We start from the raw sequence: 16,781 nt of genomic DNA, 5'->3' as shown, positions 1-16,781 counted from the left end.
CCAGCCAGCGACACACCATGGACGTCCAGAAGGAACTCGACACCCGCGGGCTGAACTGCCCCCTGCCCATCCTGAAGGCCAAGAAGGCCTTGTCCGAGATGGCCAGCGGCGAGCTCTTGAAGGTGGTGGCCACCGACCCCGGCTCGGTGCGCGACTTCCAGGCTTTCTCTCGCCAGACCGGCCACGAACTGGTCGAGCAGTCGAGCGCCGGCGACGAGTTCATGCACATCCTGCGGCGGCGCTGAGCCGCCCACTGCCGCTGACCGATCAGAGGTTCAGCGTGCCCAGCCAGCTTCGGAACTCAGGCCCCAGTTGCGGATGGGCCAGTGCCAGTTCGACGTTGGCCTGCAGGAAGCCTTCCTTGCTGCCGCAGTCGAAGCGGCGGCCCTCGTAGCGGTAGGCAAACACCTTCTCGCGCCGCAGCAGCGAGGCGATGCCGTCGGTGAGCTGGATCTCACCGCCCACGCCGCGCGGCTGGCTGGCGATCTCGTGGAACACCCCTGGCGTGAGGATGTAGCGGCCGGCCACGCCCAGGCGCGACGGCGCTGTCTCGGGCGAGGGCTTCTCGACGATGCGGGTGACGTCCATCAGGCGCTCGTCCACCGGGGTGCCGGCGACGATGCCGTAGCGTCGGGTGTGTTCCGGCGGCACCTCCTGCACGGCCAGGATCGACGCGCGCCAGTGGCGGAACTGCTCGACCATCTGCGCCATCACCGGGGGCTCGCCGACCATCAGGTCATCGGCCAGCAGCACCGCGAAGGGCTCGTTGCCGACCAGGCGCTGGCCGCACAGCACGGCGTGGCCCAGCCCCAGCGCCTGCGCCTGGCGCACATAGATGCACTCCATGTCGTCGGGCTTGACGCTGCGGACCACGTCGAGCAGTTCCTGCTTGCCGGACTGCTCCAGCGCGAGTTCGAGCTCGACCGTCATGTCGAAATGGTCTTCGATCGGTCGTTTGTGGCGTCCGGTCACGAAGATCATCTCGCGGATGCCGGCGGCGTAGGCCTCTTCGACCGCATACTGGATCAGCGGCTTGTCGACCACCGGCAGCATTTCCTTGGGCTGTGCCTTGGTGGCCGGCAGGAACCGCGTGCCCAGGCCCGCCACTGGAAAGATCGCTTTTTTGATCAACATGTCGTTACCTAGAATGCACCGAGGGTGTCGGCGACGATTCTGTCATGCCGGTCTGTACGCCAATGGGGGCCTTGCTGGCGCTGCGCGATGGATGTCCTGATCATCGAACCCCTCGATCCCGAGGTCATGCGCTGGCTGGTGGCCCGGCATTCCGTGCGCTATGCGCCCGACCTGGCCCACGACCGGCACGCGCTGCGCCACGCGCTGATGCCGGTGCGCGCGATGATCATCCCGCCGTCGGTGGCGCTGGACGGCGACATCCTGCAGCACGCGCCGGTGCTGCGCGCGGTCGGCCGGCTCAGTGCGGGCGCCGAGAACATCGATCTCGATGCCTGCACCCGCGCCGGTGTCGAGGTGGTGCGGCCCGCCAACGCCAGCGCCGCGGCCGAGGCCGAGTTCGCCATCGGCGCGCTGCTGCAGATGCTGCGCCGGGTGCCGGTGGTCAATGCCGAAGGCCTGCTCGTCGGCCGCGAACTGGGCGGCAGCACCGTCGGCCTGATCGGCATGGCGCCGGCGGCCCGCACGATGGCGCAGTTGCTGGGTGCCTTCGGCTCGCGGGTGATCGGCTACGACCCGTCGCTGCATGCGTCCGACGCGCTGTGGAACCGCTGGAAGGTCGAGCCCGCGGGCCTGCGCGAGCTGCTCGAGCAGGCCGAAGCGGTGTGCGTGATGCTCACCTATTTCACGCGCTATCACGGGCTGCTCGGCGAGCGCTTCCTGCCGTACTGCCGGCCCAGCCAGGTGCTGGTCAGCCTGAGCCCGTCGAGCCTGTTCGACGAGGCGGTGCTGGCCGAGGTGCTGGGCAGCGGCCGCATGTCGGCGGCCTGGTTCGACAGCATGGAGCCCGGCATGCTCGAGCCCGGCCGGCCGTTGCACGAGATCGACACGCTGCAGGTCACGCCGCGCGTGGCCGGCACCACGCGCGAATCGCGGGTGCGCAGCGCGTGGGGGGTGGCGCGGCGCATCGACGAGCTGCTCGCGCGCCAGGCCGGATCGGCGTCTGCCGGGTCGGCGTCGCTGGCGCTGGTCAGCCCGCCGTCGGGGCAGCCAGCCGCGCCAGCTGGTCCTTCAAGCGGCGAAGCGTCTGGATGAAGTCGTCCAGGCGCTGACGCTCCTGCGCCACCACCGCCGCGGGCGCGCGCGCCACGAAGCTCTCGTTGCCCAGCTTGGCCTCGGCCTTGACGATCTCGCCTTCGAGCCGGGCGATCTCCTTGGCCATGCGCACCTGCTCGGCGGCGATGTCGATCTCGACATGCAGCGCCATGCGCACCTCGCCCTGCACCGCCACCGGTGACTGGGCGCTGGCCTGCGAGAACGCCGCCTCGTCGGTGAACACCTTCACCTCGGACAGCTTGGCCAGCGCCTTCAGCACCGGCGCGGCCTGGCCGACGAACGCGGCGTCGCCCATCGTGTACAGCGGCACGCGCTCGGCTGGCGACAGGGCCATCTCGCCGCGCAGGCTGCGGCAGGCGGCCACCAGGGCCTTGAGCTTGCCCATCCAGGCGTCCGACGCGGCGTCGATGCGCTCGGGCTGCGACTGCGGGTAGGCCGCGCTGGCGATGGTGTCGGCGGTCTTGCGGCCGGCCACCGGCGCCACCGTGGCCCACAGCTCGGCGGTGATGAAGGGCGTCACCGGGTGCAGCAGGCGCAGCACGGCCTCGAGCACGCGGATCAGGGTGCGGCGCGTGGCGCGCTGCTCGGCCTCGGTGCCCTGGGCCACCTGCACCTTGGCGATCTCGAGGTACCAGTCGCAGTACTCGTCCCAGACGAACTGGTAGATCGCGTTGGCCACGTTGTCGAGCCGGTAGTCGGCGAAGCCCTGCGCCACGGCGGCCTCCACCCGCTGCAGCTCGCTGGTGATCCACTTGTCGGCCGGGCTGAAGGCAAGGTAGCCCTGCGCCGGGCCGCCGGGGGCGCACTCGGCCTTGGTGTGCTCCTTCAGGCCGCAGTCCTGGCCTTCGCAGTTCATCAGCACGAAGCGGGTGGCGTTCCAGAGCTTGTTGCAGAAGTTGCGGTAGCCCTCGCAGCGCTTGCTGTCGAAGTTGACGCTGCGGCCCAGCGTGGCCATGGCCGCGAAGGTGAAGCGCAGCGCATCGGCGCCGTAGCCGGGGATGCCGTCCGGGAATTCCTTCTCGGTGGCCTTGCGCACCTTGGGCGCGTTCTCGGGCTTGCGCAGGCCGGTGGTGCGCTTGTCGAGCAGCGGCGCCAGGGCGATGCCGTCGATCAGGTCGACCGGGTCGAGCACGTTGCCCTCGCTCTTGCTCATCTTGTGGCCCTGGGCATCGAGCACCAGGCCGTGGATGTAGACATGCTTGAAGGGCACGGTGCCGGTGAAGTGCTTGGTCATCATGATCATCCGGGCGACCCAGAAGAAGATGATGTCGTAGCCGGTGACCAGCACGCTGCTGGGCAGGAACAGGTCCTGCTCCACGGTCTTGGCCGGCCAGCCGAGGGTGGAGAAGGGCACCAGTGCCGAGGAATACCACGTGTCCAGCACGTCCTCGTCGCGCGTCAGCGGGCCGGTGTAGCCGGCCGCGGCGGCCTTGGCGCGAGCCTCGGCCTCGTCGCGCGCGACGAACAGCTCGCCGCCGCTGCCGTACCAGGCCGGGATCTGGTGGCCCCACCAGAGCTGGCGGCTGATGCACCAGTCCTGGATGTTCTTCATCCACTGGTTGTAGGTGTTGACCCACTGCTCGGGTACGAATTTCACGTCGCCCGACTCGACCACCTCGATGGCCTCCTGCGCGATGCTCTTGCCGTTGTGGCCGGGCTGGGTCATGGCCACGAACCACTGGTCCGTCAGCATGGGCTCGATCACCTGGCCGGTGCGCGCGCAGCGTGGCACCTGCAGCTTGTGCTTCTTCGTCTCGACCAGCAGGCCCTCGGCGTCGAGCTGGGCGACGATCTTCTTGCGGGCGACGAAGCGGTCGAGCCCGCGGTACTCGGCCGGCGCCTCGTCGTTGACCTTGGCGTCGAGCGTGAAGATGGTGATCATCGGCAGGCCGTGGCGCACGCCGACCTGGTAGTCGTTCTGGTCGTGCGCGGGCGTCACCTTGACCACGCCGGTGCCGAAGGCCTTGTCGACGTAGGCGTCGGCGATCACCGGCACCAGGCGACCGGTGATCGGCAGCTTCACCTGCTTGCCGATGAAGGCGGCATAACGATCATCCTCGGGGTGCACCATCACCGCGGTGTCGCCGAGCATGGTCTCGGGGCGGGTGGTGGCCACGTCGAGCGCGCCCGTGCCGTCGGCCAGGGGATAGCGGATGGTCCACAGGAAGCCGTCTTCCTCCTCGCTCTCGACCTCGAGGTCGGACACCGCGGATTTGAGCACCGGGTCCCAGCTCACCAGGCGCTTGCCACGGTAGATCAGGCCTTCGTCGTACAGGCGCACGAAGGTCTCGGTGACGACGGTCGAGAGCTTCTCGTCCATCGTGAAGTACTCGTGCTGCCAGCTCACCGACGCGCCCATGCGGCGCATCTGCCGGGTGATGGTGGCGCCGGAGCTCTGCTTCCAGTCCCACACGTGCTTCAGGAAGGCGGGTCGGCCGAGGTCGTGGCGGTTCAGGCCCGCCTCCTGCAGCTGGCGCTCGACGACGATCTGCGTGGCGATGCCGGCGTGGTCGGTGCCCGGCACCCACAGCGTGTTGAAGCCGCGCATGCGGTGGTAGCGCGTCAACGAGTCCATGATGGTCTGGTTGAACGCGTGGCCCATGTGCAGCGTGCCGGTGACGTTGGGCGGCGGCAGCTGGATCGAGAACGACGGCTTGCTGCCGTCGAGCGTGGGCGCATAGACGCCGCTGCGCTCCCACAGCGGCCCCCAGTGGGCCTCGATGGCGGTGGGTTCGAAGGACTTGGCGAGTTCGGTCATGGCGGCTCAGGCGACGACCCCGCCAACGGCTTTTGGCCTGTCGACAGAGCGCCGGGGCGGGTGGGTTCAGGGGGCGTGCCGCCCTGCAGCGGCACGGGGCAGATTGTAGGTCGTGGTAGGTTCTCGTCTCGGCGTCAACAGAGAACAGGGAGTTCCACATGACACAGCCTTCGAAGGCAAGGTTTCGACATCTGGCCGGCGTAGCGATGCTGGCCGCCCTGGCCGCCTGCGGTGGCGGGGGCGGCCCGGCCGGCACGCCGATGCTCAACGACCCCACCCCCGTGGCCGCGGACCAATGCGCCACGGGCTCGCGCAAGGCGGCGCTGCGCGAGTACTTCGACGACTGGTACTTCTGGTACGGCATCAGCCCCAAGCCCGACCCCGGCAATGCTGCGTCGCTGCTGGGCTATTTCGATTCGCTGCTGTACACCGGCACCGACCCCGCGTTCCCGGCCGACCGCTGGAGCTTCGTCAGCAGCACCGACGCGTTCGAGCAGTTCTTCACCGAAGGCCAGACCCTGGGCTACGGCGTGTCGGTGAACGGCCTGGAGGTGAGCGGTCGGCCCGACCTGCCGCTGCTCGTGCGCTATGTCGATCCGCTGTCGCCGGCGGCCCTGGCCGGGGTGGTGCGCGGCGACCGCATCGTCTCGGCCAACGGCAAGCCCGGCGCCGACCTCATCCGGTCCGGCGATTTCAGCCTGCTGTCGCCCGGCGCGGCGGGCGAGACGCTGGTGCTGCAGCTTGCCGGCGCGGGCGGGCAGCGCACCGTGACGCTGACGGCCGTCGACTACGCCCTCGTGCCGGTGACCCTCGCCCGTGTGGTCACCAGCCCGCAGGGCCGGCGCGTGGGCTACCTGCTGGTCAAGGACATGGTCAGCCAGGCGGTGCAACCCGCCACCGACGCCATGGCCGAGTTCCGCACGGCCGGCGTGACCGAACTGGTGCTCGACCTGCGCTACAACGGCGGCGGCCTCGTCAGCGTGGGGCGAGACATCGCCTCGCTGATCGCCGGCAGCCGCGGCGCCGGCCGCACCTATGCCTCGCTGCTGTACAACGACCGCAAGGCGGCGGAGTTCAACACCACCTATCGTTTCACCGATCCGCCGCAGGGCGGCCTGGGCCTGCAGCGCGTCTACATCCTGGTGGGCGAGCGCACCTGCTCGGCCAGCGAACAGCTGGCCAACGGGCTGCTCGGCGTGGTGGACGTGGTGCTGGTGGGCGGCACCACCTGCGGCAAGCCGGTGGGCTTCAATTCGGTGGACGACGGCTGCGGCGCCACCTACAGCGTGGTGAACTTCGAATCGGTGAACGCGGTCAACCAGGGCCGCTACTTCGATGGCCTGCGGCCCACCTGCGCGGCCACCGAAGACTTTGCCCAGGCGCTGGGCACCGTGGCCGAACCCCTGCTGTCGGTGGCCCTGTCCCATGCGGACGGCGGCGGTTGCGTGGCCCCCGCGGCAGGGCCGCGGTCACGGGCGCTGTCGGCCACGCTGCGGCGTGCGCTGGCCGGCGAGGGGCAGCGGCCGATGATGCTGCCGCGCTGATCCGGCCAGGGCCCGGCGCCGCGCAGCCCTGCGCTGGCGCCGGTGGGCCCCCCGGCCCCAGGGGGCGGCAGGGCTTGTCGCCATTGCATGCCCAGGGGGCGGTGCCTAGACTCGGCGGCTGTCGCCAGCCTGCCGTGGTCCCACGGCGCCGCCCCATGAACGCCGACCAGAACGACCTCATCACACGCATCGGCCCCGGCACGCCCTGCGGGCAGCTGATGCGGCACTACTGGCACCCGGTGGCGCTGCTCGACGAGTTCGACCCACGCCTGGCCCAGCGCCCGGTGAAGGCCGTGCGGGTGCTGGGGCAGGACCTGGTGCTGTTCCGCGACGGCGATGGCCGCTGGGGCCTGCTCGACCGCGACTGCCCGCACCGCGGCGCCGACCTGGCCTTCGGCCGCCACGAGCCCGAAGGCCTGCGCTGCCCCTTCCACGGCTGGAAATTCGCCACCGACGGCCGCTGCCTCGAAACCCCGGCCGAGGGCCTGGGCTCCACGCTGTGCCAGCGCGTGCGCCAGCGCAGCTACCCGGTGCGGCTGCAGTCGGGCGTGCTCTTCGGCTGGTTCGGCGACGAGGGCAGCACGCCCGGCGAACTGCCGCACTTCGACTGCTTCGCCGCGCCGGCCAGCCACAGCTTCGCCTTCAAGGGCCTGTGGCACTGCAACTGGCTGCAGGCCTTCGAGGTGGGCATCGACCCGTCGCATGCCTCGTTCCTGCACCGCTTCCTGCAGGACGAATCGCTCGACGCGGCCTACGGCCGGCAGTTCCGCGGCGCCAGCGCGGGCACGGTCGACGGCGAGCGCTGGCCGATGACCCGGGTGCTGCGCGAGTTCCACTCGCCCGAGATCCGCCACGAGGCCCTGGCCGACGGCCTGGTGCGGCTGACCACGCTGCGGGCGATCAACGACGCGCTGACGCATGTGCGCATCACCAACGCGGTGTTCCCGTACACCTTCGTGATCCCCCTGTCCGAGACCATCACCATCACGCAGCTGCACGTGCCGGTGGACGACACCCACACCTACTGGTACTCGTTCTTCACCAGCTTCGATGCGCCGCTCGACAAGGAGGCCATGCGCAGCCAGCGCCTGCAGGGCGTGAGCCTGCCCGACTACGTGCCCTTCAAGTCGCGCGACAACCAGTGGGGCTTCGACCCCGAGGAGCAGCGCACGCGCACCTACCTGGGCATGGGCGAGCACGACATCAACGTGCACGACCAGTGGGCGGTTGAGAGCATGGGCGCCATCCAGGACCGCACCCGCGAGCACCTGGGCACCTCCGACAAGGTGATCATGGCCAACCGTCGCCTGCTGTTGCAGGCCATCGAGACGGTGCGTGCCGGCGGCACGCCGCCGATGGTGCTGGACGCCGAGGCCGCGGCGCGCCTGCACGGCCCCGACACCATCGACTGCATCGCCCCGGCGCAGGGCTGGCAGGCCCATTGGGCCGAGGCCGCTGCGGCCAAGCGGGCCGGCGCGGCCTGGCTGCAGGCCGCGGGGCCGGCGTCGGCGGCTCCGTCGGCCTCGACCGCGGCAGAGGCCGCCGAGTGAGCGGCTTTGCCCAGCGCTGCGGCGTGCACGACGCGCCGCGGGCGGTGGCCTGCGAGCGCGCGCTGCAGCACATCGCCGAGTGGAGGCTCGAGCGCGTCCGCATCGGCTGGTGCGACCTGCACGGCGTGCTGCGCGGCAAGACGCTGATGCCCCACGCGGTGGCCGATGCGCTGCACGACGGCCTGGGCATGGTCAGCACGCTGATGCTGAAAGACACCTCCGACCGCACCGCCTACCCGGTGTTCGAGCCCGGTGCGCTGGAAGAGTTGCCCGGCTTCGGCTTCGCCAACAACCTGATGATGCTGCCCGACCCGGCCAGCCTGTGCGTGCTGCCCTGGGCCGGCGGCACCGGCTGGATGCGGGCGCAGCCCTGGCACGTCGACGGCACGCCGGTGGCCATCGATCCGCGCCGTGCGCTGCAGCAGGCGCTGGCGACGCTGGCCGCCACCGGCCACGGCCTGCGCTGCGGGCTCGAGGTCGAGTTCCACATCTACCGCATCGACGACGGCCGGCTCGACCCGGCCCAGGCCGACTGGCCCGGCGAGCCGCCCGCGGTGTCGATGATCCACCCCGGCTACAACCTGCTGGCCGAGGGCTGGGCCGACCAGGCCGACGAGCCGCTGCGCATCGTGCAGCACACCGCGCAGGGCCTGGGGTTGTCGCTGCGCTCGCTCGAGATCGAGCTGGGCCCGAGCCAGGTCGAGGCCGTGTTCGACGCCACCGACGCGCTCACCGCCGCCGACGACATGGTGCGCTTTCGGAATGGTGTCAGGCAGGCGCTGCGGCGCGCCGGCTACCACGCCAGCTTCGTCTGCCGGCCGCCCTTTCCGCAGGTGATGGCCAGCGGCTGGCACCTGCACCAGTCGCTGGTCGACCTGGCCAGTGGCCGCAATGCGATGGTTCGGGACGCGCCCGCGCCTGGCAGCACCCCCGGCGATGCGTGCCACACCTTGTCCGACACCGGCGCGCATTACCTGGCCGGCCTGATCGAGCATGCCGCCGGCACGGCCGTGTTCTGCACCCCCACGGTCAACGGCTTCGGCCGCTTCCGGCCCAACGCGCTGGCGCCGATGGCCGCGGTGTGGGGCCGCGACAACCGCGGCGCGATGCTGCGCGTGATCGGCGGTGCCGGTGACCCCGCCACCCGCGTCGAGAACCGCATCGGCGAGCCGATGGCCAACCCCTACCTCTACATCGCCGCGCAGGTGCATGCGGGGCTCGACGGGCTGCGACGGCGGCTGGTCCCACCGCCGGCCACCGAGGCGCCCTACGCCGGCAGCGACCGCCTGCTGCCCACCGGCCTGGGTGCGGCGCTGCAGGCCTTGACCGACGACGCGGCGATGGTGGCCGCCTTCGGTGACCCGCTCGTGCGCTGCCTGCAACGCGTCAAGCGGTCCGAACTGAGCCGGCACGACGCCGCCGAAGACAAGGCACAGTGGCAGCGCCGTGAATACTTCAGTCGCTACTGAACTCATGGCCCGCGCAGGCTGCCATGCCGAGGTGGCATATCAGCTAGCCGGGCACCATGACGCAGCGGCGCCGTGGCTGCACAGAGAATCGCGGCCGCGACCGGCCGCAGAGAACCGCCCACCCCCATGATCACGCTCCACTTCCAGCACGACGATGGCCACGAGCAGACCTTGCGCGCCAAGCCGGGCCGCAGCCTGATGCGCGCCGCCACCAGCGCCGGCATCGCGCAGATCGCCGCCGACTGCGGCGGCTGCCTCACCTGCGCCACCTGCCATGTCATCGTCGACCCGGCCTGGGCGGCGCGGCTGCCGGCCCCGGGCAGCGACGAGCAGGCGATGCTCGACATGACCGCAGTGCTGCGCGAGCCGACCAGCCGCCTGAGCTGCCAGATCCTGCTCGACGCCTCGCTCGATGGCCTGCGCGTGCGCCTGCCCTCGCGGCAGTACTGAACCCGCAAAACGGGTCGCAACGGAACGAGGAGACGCCTTGAAGATCCTGGAGAACCTGGCCAAGCTGTGCGCGATCGCCGCGGGCGTGCTGCTCACCGTGATCACGCTGATGACCTGCGTCAGCCTGATCGGGCGCAACACCACCGGCTGGACGATCGTCGGCGATTTCGAACTCTCCGGTTCGGCCGCCGGCGCGGCGGTGGCGCTGTTCATGCCCTGGTGCCAGATCCGGCGCGCCAACATCATCGTCGACTTCTTCACCGCCAAGGCGTCGGAGGCCACCAATGCCGCGCTCGACCGGCTGGGCGCGCTGCTGCTGGCGGTGTGCATGGGGCTGCTCACCTGGCGCACGGTGGTCGGCGGGCTCAACGCCTGGACCAGCCAGTCGGGCTCGATGATGCTGGGCTTTCCCGAGTGGGTGGTCTACGCCGGCATGGTGCCGCCGCTGGCGCTCACCGTGGTCATCGCCCTGGCCCAGGCCCTGCGTGGCTTCGACCTGCCCGGAGACGCGGCATGACGCCGATCACCCTGACCGTGCTCATCTTCGCGATGATGCTGGGGCTGATGGCCCTGCGCACGCCGATCTCGGTGGCCATGTTCGCGGCCGGCGCCATCGGCTACGTGCTGCAGGCCGGCTGGATGCCGCTGGCCAGCTTCCTGAACACCCAGGCCTTCGCTCGCTTTGCCAGTTATGACCTGAGCGTGATCCCGTTGTTCATCCTGATGGGCAACTTCGCCACGCAGGGCGGCATCTCGAAGGCGCTGTTCGAGTTTGCCGCGGCGGTGATGGGGCGCTTTCGCGGTGGCCTGGCGATGGCCGCGGTGCTGGCCAGCGCGGCCTTCGGCTCGATCTGCGGCTCGTCGGTGGCCACGGCGGCCACCATCACCTCGGTGGCCCTGCCCGAGATGCGGCGCCACGGCTACAGCGGGCGCCTGTCCACCGGCACGCTGGCCGCTGGCGGCACGCTGGGCATCCTGATCCCGCCGTCGGTGCCGCTGGTCATCTACGCCATCCTCACCGAGCAGAACATCGCCAAGCTGTTCGCCGCCGCGATGGTGCCCGGCATCATCGCGATGCTGGGCTACATGGTTGCCATTGCCATCTACGTGCGGCTGGTGCCGGGCCAGGCCCCCGAGCACGACGAGGCGCCGGCCATCACGCTGCGCTCGCTGGCCGGCATCGCGCCGATCGCCATCGTCTTCCTCATCGTCTTCGGCGGCATCTACGGCGGCAAGTTCACGCCTACCGAGGGCGCCGCGGTGGGCTCGGCGGCCACCTTCATCGCCGCGCTGATGAAGCGCGAGATCAACTGGAGCAAGTTCAAGCAGTGCTTCTATGCCACCGCCGAATCGTCGGCCATGATCTTCATGATCTTCATCGGCGCCGACCTGATGAACTCGGCCCTGGCGCTGACGCAGGTGCCCACGCAACTGGCCAGCGTGGTGCATGGCTGGGGCCTGCCGCCGCTGATGGTGGTCTCGGCGATGCTGCTGTTCTACGTGGTGCTGGGGGCGGTGATGGACGAGTTGTCGATGATCCTGCTCACCATCCCGATCTTCTTCCCGATGATCATGGGCCTGGACCTGGGCATGACCAAGGAGCTCACCGCCATCTGGTTCGGCATCATGGTGCTGATGACCGTGGGCTTCGGCATGCTGGCACCGCCGGTGGGGCTGAACGTCTACGTCGTCAATTCGATGGCCCGCGACGTGCCCATCGGCGAGAGCTACCGCGGGGTGATGCCCTTCCTGATCAGCGACACGCTGCGCACGGTGCTGCTGCTACTGTTCCCGCCGATTTCGCTGTGGCTGGTGAAGTACGTCGGTTGACCTACGGGTAAACCGCGAGCACTGCGCCGCGCCCCGGCCGTTAAGTTCCCGCCCAGCCCAATTTCCCGCAAGGAGACCCGCCATGAAACGCCGTTCACTGATCCAGGGCGCTGCCGCGTCGGCCCTCGGAGTTCCCCACCTCATGGGCTTCGCCCAGCAGGCCGTCACGCTGAAGTTCCACACCTTCATGGCGCCCTTGTCCAACGTCTGGCTGACGATGCACAAGCCGTGGATGGAGAAGGTCGAGAAGGAGTCGGGTGGCCGCATCAAGTTCGAGGCCTACCCGGCCATGCAGCTCGGCGGCACCCCGGTGCAGCTGTACGACCAGGCGCGCGACGGCGTGGTCGACGTGGTGTGGACGCTGCCGGGCAACACCGCGGGTCGCTTTCCGCGCATCGAGGTCTTCGAACTGCCGTTCATGATGAACAACGCCGAGGCCACCTCCAAGGCCTACTGGGAGTACTTCAGCACCCAGTGCCCCGACGAGTTCAAGGAAACGCACGTCATCGCGCTGCAGGTGCACGGCCCGGGCATGTTCCATTCGGTCAGCAAGATGATCAAGAGCCCGGCCGACCTGAAGGGCATGAAGGTGCGCGGCCCGACCCGGCAGATCACCAAGATGCTGGGTTCGGTGGGCGCCACGCCGGTGGGCATGCCGCTGCCGCAGATCCCGGACGCGCTGTCCAAGGGCACGGTCGAGGCCTGCGCCATCCCCTGGGAGGTGGTGCCCTCGGTCAAGGTGCACGAACTCACCAAGTTCCACAGCGAGTTCCCGGCCAGCGGCCCGGCGCTGTACACCACCACCTTCGTGATGGCGATGAACAAGGCGAAGTACGACTCGCTGGCGCCCGACCTCAAGAAGGTGATCGACGCCAACTCGGGCCTGGCCACCTCGGCCTGGCTGGGCAAGACCCAGCAGGGCAACGACGCCATCGGCCGCAAGGCGGCGGTCGACCGCGGCAACCAGATCCACACCTTCACGGCCGCCGAGGCGCAGGAGTTCATCAAGCTGTCCAGCCGCGTCGACGACGAATGGGTGGCCGACATGGACAAGCGCGGCTTCAAGGGTGCCGCGCTGCTGGAAACCGCCAAGTCGCTGATCGCCAAGCACGGCAAGGGCTGACGGGCCAATACCCCGGCGCCCGCTGAAAAGGGCCGCTTCGGCGGCCCTTTTTGTCGTCCCGTTGCGGGTGGATTCAGGCCAGCCGCAGGGGCTCGCCGCGCCAGCGCGAGTTGGCCAGGGCCTCGGGATAGTTCGATTCGAGCCCGTCGAGGGCGGTGGCGAACTGGCTGCGCGGCAGGCTGGAGACGATGACCTGGGTATCGGCCGCCAGCACGCTGTTTTCAGGCCGCCGCAGGCCCACCGGCGTGAGCCGGTAGCCCAGCTTGGACATGCACGACAGGTTGGGCGTGCCCGCCGCATGGGCCGACAACAGAACCCGTGCGCCGCAGCGCTGGGCGGCGCTGATGTAGTGGTGCCGCATGATCGGCAGCAGCCCGAGGCCGCGCTGCCCCACCGCCGAGGCCGCGCGCTGCAGCACCACCGCCGGCAGTTCGTCCGCCAGGTCGTCGGGCACTGGGTTCTCGAGCAGGTCGCCCACGGCACGTGCCGAGCGCAGCAGCGTCACGGCCACGGTGGACAGCAGCATGCCGTCGCGCTCGATCAGCAGCACCCGGGTGTCGGGGTGGTCGCGCTCGCGCTTCAATGCCGACATGTCCAGACCGGGGAACCAAGGCGCCGCCGCGTAAGAGGCGAAACGCAAGGCATCGATCGCCGGCGCGTCCTGCGGCCGGGCCACCCGCACCACCAACTGCGGTGCGGCCGGTGGTTCCGAGAGGGGCACCGCCAGCGGGATCGGCAGCACGGCCCTCTGTGAAGTGCCGAGCGCGGCGGTGTCGTTGAACGGTCTCATGGGTGCCCGATCCACACGGATCGCCTCCTGGCCCCGATGCTAGGCACTCCTCCGCGCGGCGTGAAGTCTCGACACCTTTTGTAGCCAAGTCGTTGATCTGGCTAAAGCATCTCGAGCGCCAGCAGTTCCTGGATGGTCTGCCGCCGCCGCACCAGCCGCGCTTGACCGCCGTCAACCAGCACCTCCGCCGCGAGCGGTCGGCTGTTGTAGTTGGAGGACATCGAGGCCCCATAGGCGCCGGCATCGTGGAACACCAGCAGGTCGCCCACCTGCGCCTCGGGCAGCTCGCGCGACAGCACCACGCCGCCCTCGCCCTGCGTGAACACGTCGCCCGATTCGCACAGCGGCCCGGCCACCACCGACGGGCGCAGCGCGCGCGGCCGCTCGTCGGCCGGCAGCAGCTCGATGCCATGGTGGCTGCCGTACATCGACGGCCGCATCAGGTCGTTGAAGCCGGCATCGACCAGCACGAAGTGGTTGGCGCCCATCGCCTTGGTGGCGCGCACCTCGGCCACCAGCACGCCGCACTCGGCCACCAGGAAGCGCCCGGGCTCGATCTCCAGCTGGATGGCGTGGCCGCGCGCGGCGGCGATGCGGCGGCGCGCGTCGTCCCACAGGCTGAAGTAGTGCGCCGTGTCGATGCGCGGTTCGCCGTCGCGGTAGGGGATCGACAGGCCGCCGCCGGCCGAGATGGCCTCGATCGGACCCGTCACCCGCGCGGCCAGGTCCACCATCGCCTGGCACACCTGCTGCAAGTGGCCGTAGTCGACGCCCGAGCCGATGTGCATGTGCAGGCCCACCAGGTGAAGGCCGTGCGCGCCGATGGCCGCCAGCGCCTGCGCGAGGTCCTCGTGCCAGATGCCGTGCTTGCTGTGCTCGCCGCCGGTGTTGGTCTTGTTGCTGTGGCCGTGGCCGAAGCCCGGGTTGATGCGCAGCCACACGCGGTGGCCGGGCGAGCGCCGGCCCAGCTGGTGCAGCATGTCGACCGACCCGGCGTTGACGGGGATGCGCTCGCGCACCACGCGGTCCAGCGTGGCCGCGTCCAGCAGGTCGGCGGTGAAGACGATCTCGCCGGCGTCGCCCGGCGCGTAGCCGGCGGCCAGCGCGCGCTCGATCTCGCCCAGCGACACCGCATCGACGCGCACGCCCTGGGCGCGCATCAGCTGCAGCAGGTGGATGTTGGCGTTGGCCTTCTGCGCGAAGCGGATGGTGTCGAAAGGCCGCAGTTCGGCGATGCGCTCGCGCACGGTGTCGGCGTCGTACACCCACAGCGGCGTGCCGTGCTGTTGCGCCAGCTGGCGCAGGAGGGTCGGGGCGAAAGGGTTCATGGGACGCGATGGTGCGTCGGCCTCGCAATGCATGCAATGACAGAAATTCGACTGGATCATGCAAAATCGATATGCATGAAGCTCACCCACCGCCAGATCGAGGTGTTCCGCGCCGTGATGGCCGCCGGCCACGTCACCCGAGCGGCCGATGCCATGGGCAGCTCGCAACCCACCGTCAGCCGCGAACTCGCGCGGCTCGAACGCACGCTGGGCATGGCCTTGTTCGACCGCGTGCGCGGCCGGCTGCGGCCCACGGTGCGGGCGATGGCCCTGCTCGACGAGGTGGAGCGCTCGTTCATCGGCCTGGAGCGCATCGCCGCCGCGGCCGCGGGCCTGCGCGAGTTCGCTCAAGGCCGGCTGGCGCTGGCCTGCCTGCCGGCGCTGGGCCATGCGCTGCTGCCCGACGCCGCGCGCCGCTTCCTGCTGGGGCATCCGCAGGCCGGTCTGTCGATCACCTCGCAGGAGTCGCCGCTGCTCGAGCAGCAGCTCACCGAGCAGCGCTTCGACCTCGGCCTGGTCGAGGCGCGGCAGGCGCCGCCGGCCACGGCGCTGAAGCCGCTGCTGCAGGCCGACGAGGTGGCCGTGCTGCCCGATGGCCACCCCTTGTTGGCCCGGCGCGTGCTGCGCCCGCGCGATTTCGCCGGGCAGGCCTTCGTCAGCCTCGCGCGGGCCGATCCGTACCGTCAGGCGGTGGACGCTCTTTTTGAAAGCCAGGCGGTGGCGCGCACGATGGCGGTCGAGGCGGCCAGCGCCGTCACCGTGTGCGCGCTGGTGCGCCAGGGCCTGGGCGTGGCCATCGTCAACCCGCTGACGGCGCTGGAACTGGCCGGCCCGGGCCTGCACATCCGGCCGCTGTCGGTGTCGATCCCCTTCCACGTGGGCCTGGTCAGGCCCGAGCTGCGCGCCCCCAGCCCGCTGGCCGAGCCCTTCGAGCGCGCGCTGTTCGAGGCGGCCGCGGCGCTGCAGGCGCGGCTGGTCGGGCTGTCGCGGAAGGCCTGAGCTCCCGGCGGCTTCATCCCTACGATTGGGGATACCGGCCTTGCCCGTCCCCCCTAACATCCCATGGCCATCGGAGGGCCAGGGTGACCGAGATCAGCGAGTGGGTGCAGCGTGCCAGCGCCGGCGAAACCGGCGCGCGCGACGCGTTGTTCGCCGCCGCCTACGGCGAGCTGCGCAAGCTCGCGCGCTCGCGCCTGCGCGGCGGCAACCGCAGCCACTGCCTCGACACCACGGTGCTGGTGCACGAGTCCTACCTGCGCGTGCTCAAGGGCGGAGCGATCCGCGCCGAAGACCGCCGGGCCTTCTTCGCCTATGCCTCCAGCGTGATGCGCTCGGTGATCGTCGACGCCGTGCGCGAACGCCAGGCCCAGCGCCGTGGCGGCGATTGCGAGCAGCAGACGCTCGATACCCAGGTGCTGAACCAGCTTCCCGCCGCCGAGGTGGAGTTGCAGCAGGTGCATGAAGCCCTCGACGCCCTAGCCGAGGCCGAGCCGCGCCTGGCCAAGGTGGTTGAGATGCGCTACTTCGGTGGCTACACCGAAACCGAGATCGCCGAGGCGCTGGACCTCACCGAGCGCACCGTGCGCCGCGACTGGCACCGGGCCCGCCTGCTGCTCGACGCGATCCTCAGGAACTGAGCGGGGCGCGGGCGCCCCACGGCGGCGGCGTGGGGGTGCCGATGCGGCCGCACCC

The 16,781-nt window shown here is 70.3% G+C and carries 15 protein-coding genes; 11 read left to right on the top strand and 4 right to left on the bottom strand.

Features of this window, described 5'->3' with window-relative positions:
* Window positions 1-17: 17 nt before the first annotated feature.
* The gene (locus EOINJALH_RS22835) at window positions 18-245 is read left to right on the top strand and encodes a sulfurtransferase TusA family protein (protein WP_088284433.1); all 228 of its coding nucleotides are present in this window, start codon (window positions 18-20) and stop codon (window positions 243-245) included.
* A 22-nt stretch (window positions 246-267) separates the two neighbouring features.
* Here the strand turns inward: EOINJALH_RS22835 and galU are convergent, their stop codons facing one another.
* Window positions 268-1,134, bottom strand: coding sequence for a UTP--glucose-1-phosphate uridylyltransferase GalU (galU, locus tag EOINJALH_RS22830; RefSeq protein ID WP_088284431.1), 867 nt, complete (start codon window positions 1,132-1,134; stop codon window positions 268-270).
* An 87-nt stretch (window positions 1,135-1,221) separates the two neighbouring features.
* Here galU and EOINJALH_RS22825 point away from each other — a divergent pair, with 87 nt between their 5' ends.
* A complete protein-coding gene (locus tag EOINJALH_RS22825) occupies window positions 1,222-2,226 on the top strand; it encodes a D-isomer specific 2-hydroxyacid dehydrogenase family protein (protein WP_088284429.1) in 1,005 nt (334 codons plus the stop codon).
* On the opposite strand, the gene EOINJALH_RS22820 is transcribed toward EOINJALH_RS22825, so the two are convergent.
* Window positions 2,162-5,005, bottom strand: coding sequence for a valine--tRNA ligase (locus tag EOINJALH_RS22820; RefSeq protein ID WP_088284427.1), 2,844 nt, complete (start codon window positions 5,003-5,005; stop codon window positions 2,162-2,164). The two genes, EOINJALH_RS22825 and EOINJALH_RS22820, sit on opposite strands and share 65 nt — an antisense overlap.
* Before the next feature lie 158 nt (window positions 5,006-5,163).
* Here EOINJALH_RS22820 and EOINJALH_RS22815 point away from each other — a divergent pair, with 158 nt between their 5' ends.
* The 7 genes from EOINJALH_RS22815 (at window position 5,164) to EOINJALH_RS22785 (ending at window position 12,971) form a co-directional block, all read left to right on the top strand.
* Window positions 5,164-6,549: a S41 family peptidase gene (locus tag EOINJALH_RS22815; protein ID WP_088284425.1), complete on the top strand. Its 1,386-nt coding sequence runs from the start codon at window positions 5,164-5,166 to the stop codon at window positions 6,547-6,549.
* Between the two features lie 155 nt (window positions 6,550-6,704).
* Entirely contained in the window at window positions 6,705-8,099 is a 1,395-nt protein-coding gene (locus EOINJALH_RS22810) for an aromatic ring-hydroxylating dioxygenase subunit alpha (protein ID WP_088284423.1), read from the top strand.
* Window positions 8,096-9,568, top strand: coding sequence for a glutamine synthetase family protein (locus EOINJALH_RS22805; RefSeq protein ID WP_088284514.1), 1,473 nt, complete (start codon window positions 8,096-8,098; stop codon window positions 9,566-9,568). The genes EOINJALH_RS22810 and EOINJALH_RS22805 overlap by 4 nt, the downstream gene beginning before the upstream one ends.
* Before the next feature lie 126 nt (window positions 9,569-9,694).
* On the top strand, window positions 9,695-10,018 hold the full coding sequence (locus EOINJALH_RS22800) for a 2Fe-2S iron-sulfur cluster-binding protein (protein WP_088284421.1): 324 nt from the start codon (window positions 9,695-9,697) through the stop codon (window positions 10,016-10,018).
* Between the two features lie 37 nt (window positions 10,019-10,055).
* A complete protein-coding gene (locus EOINJALH_RS22795) occupies window positions 10,056-10,535 on the top strand; it encodes a TRAP transporter small permease (protein WP_088284419.1) in 480 nt (159 codons plus the stop codon).
* Window positions 10,532-11,848 carry a TRAP transporter large permease gene (locus EOINJALH_RS22790; RefSeq protein WP_088284417.1) on the top strand — a complete coding sequence of 439 codons (1,317 nt, stop codon included), beginning with the start codon at window positions 10,532-10,534 and terminating at the stop codon, window positions 11,846-11,848. Before EOINJALH_RS22795 ends, EOINJALH_RS22790 begins: the two co-directional genes overlap by 4 nt.
* Before the next feature lie 82 nt (window positions 11,849-11,930).
* A complete protein-coding gene (locus EOINJALH_RS22785; protein ID WP_088284415.1) occupies window positions 11,931-12,971 on the top strand; it encodes a TRAP transporter substrate-binding protein in 1,041 nt (346 codons plus the stop codon).
* 73 nt (window positions 12,972-13,044) lie between these two features.
* On the opposite strand, the gene EOINJALH_RS22780 is transcribed toward EOINJALH_RS22785, so the two are convergent.
* Together EOINJALH_RS22780 and lysA are read right to left on the bottom strand one after the other, a co-directional pair.
* Entirely contained in the window at window positions 13,045-13,761 is a 717-nt protein-coding gene (locus EOINJALH_RS22780) for a hypothetical protein (protein ID WP_088284413.1), read from the bottom strand.
* 101 nt (window positions 13,762-13,862) lie between these two features.
* On the bottom strand, window positions 13,863-15,089 hold the full coding sequence (gene lysA / locus EOINJALH_RS22775) for a diaminopimelate decarboxylase (RefSeq protein WP_088284411.1): 1,227 nt from the start codon (window positions 15,087-15,089) through the stop codon (window positions 13,863-13,865).
* Between the two features lie 75 nt (window positions 15,090-15,164).
* Here lysA and EOINJALH_RS22770 point away from each other — a divergent pair, with 75 nt between their 5' ends.
* Together EOINJALH_RS22770 and EOINJALH_RS31925 are read left to right on the top strand one after the other, a co-directional pair.
* The gene (locus EOINJALH_RS22770; RefSeq protein ID WP_088284409.1) at window positions 15,165-16,088 is read left to right on the top strand and encodes a LysR family transcriptional regulator; all 924 of its coding nucleotides are present in this window, start codon (window positions 15,165-15,167) and stop codon (window positions 16,086-16,088) included.
* An 83-nt stretch (window positions 16,089-16,171) separates the two neighbouring features.
* Window positions 16,172-16,726, top strand: a complete 555-nt coding sequence (locus EOINJALH_RS31925; protein WP_158219856.1) for an ECF-type sigma factor — start codon at window positions 16,172-16,174, stop codon at window positions 16,724-16,726.
* Window positions 16,727-16,781 lie beyond the last annotated feature (55 nt).

It is taken from the genome of Ideonella sp. A 288, from assembly GCF_002198735.1.
In the GTDB taxonomy this organism is placed as follows: domain Bacteria; phylum Pseudomonadota; class Gammaproteobacteria; order Burkholderiales; family Burkholderiaceae_C; genus Pseudaquabacterium.
The sequence above is the reverse complement of the archived record's forward strand: the minus strand, read 5'-3'. Positions and strand labels throughout refer to the sequence as shown.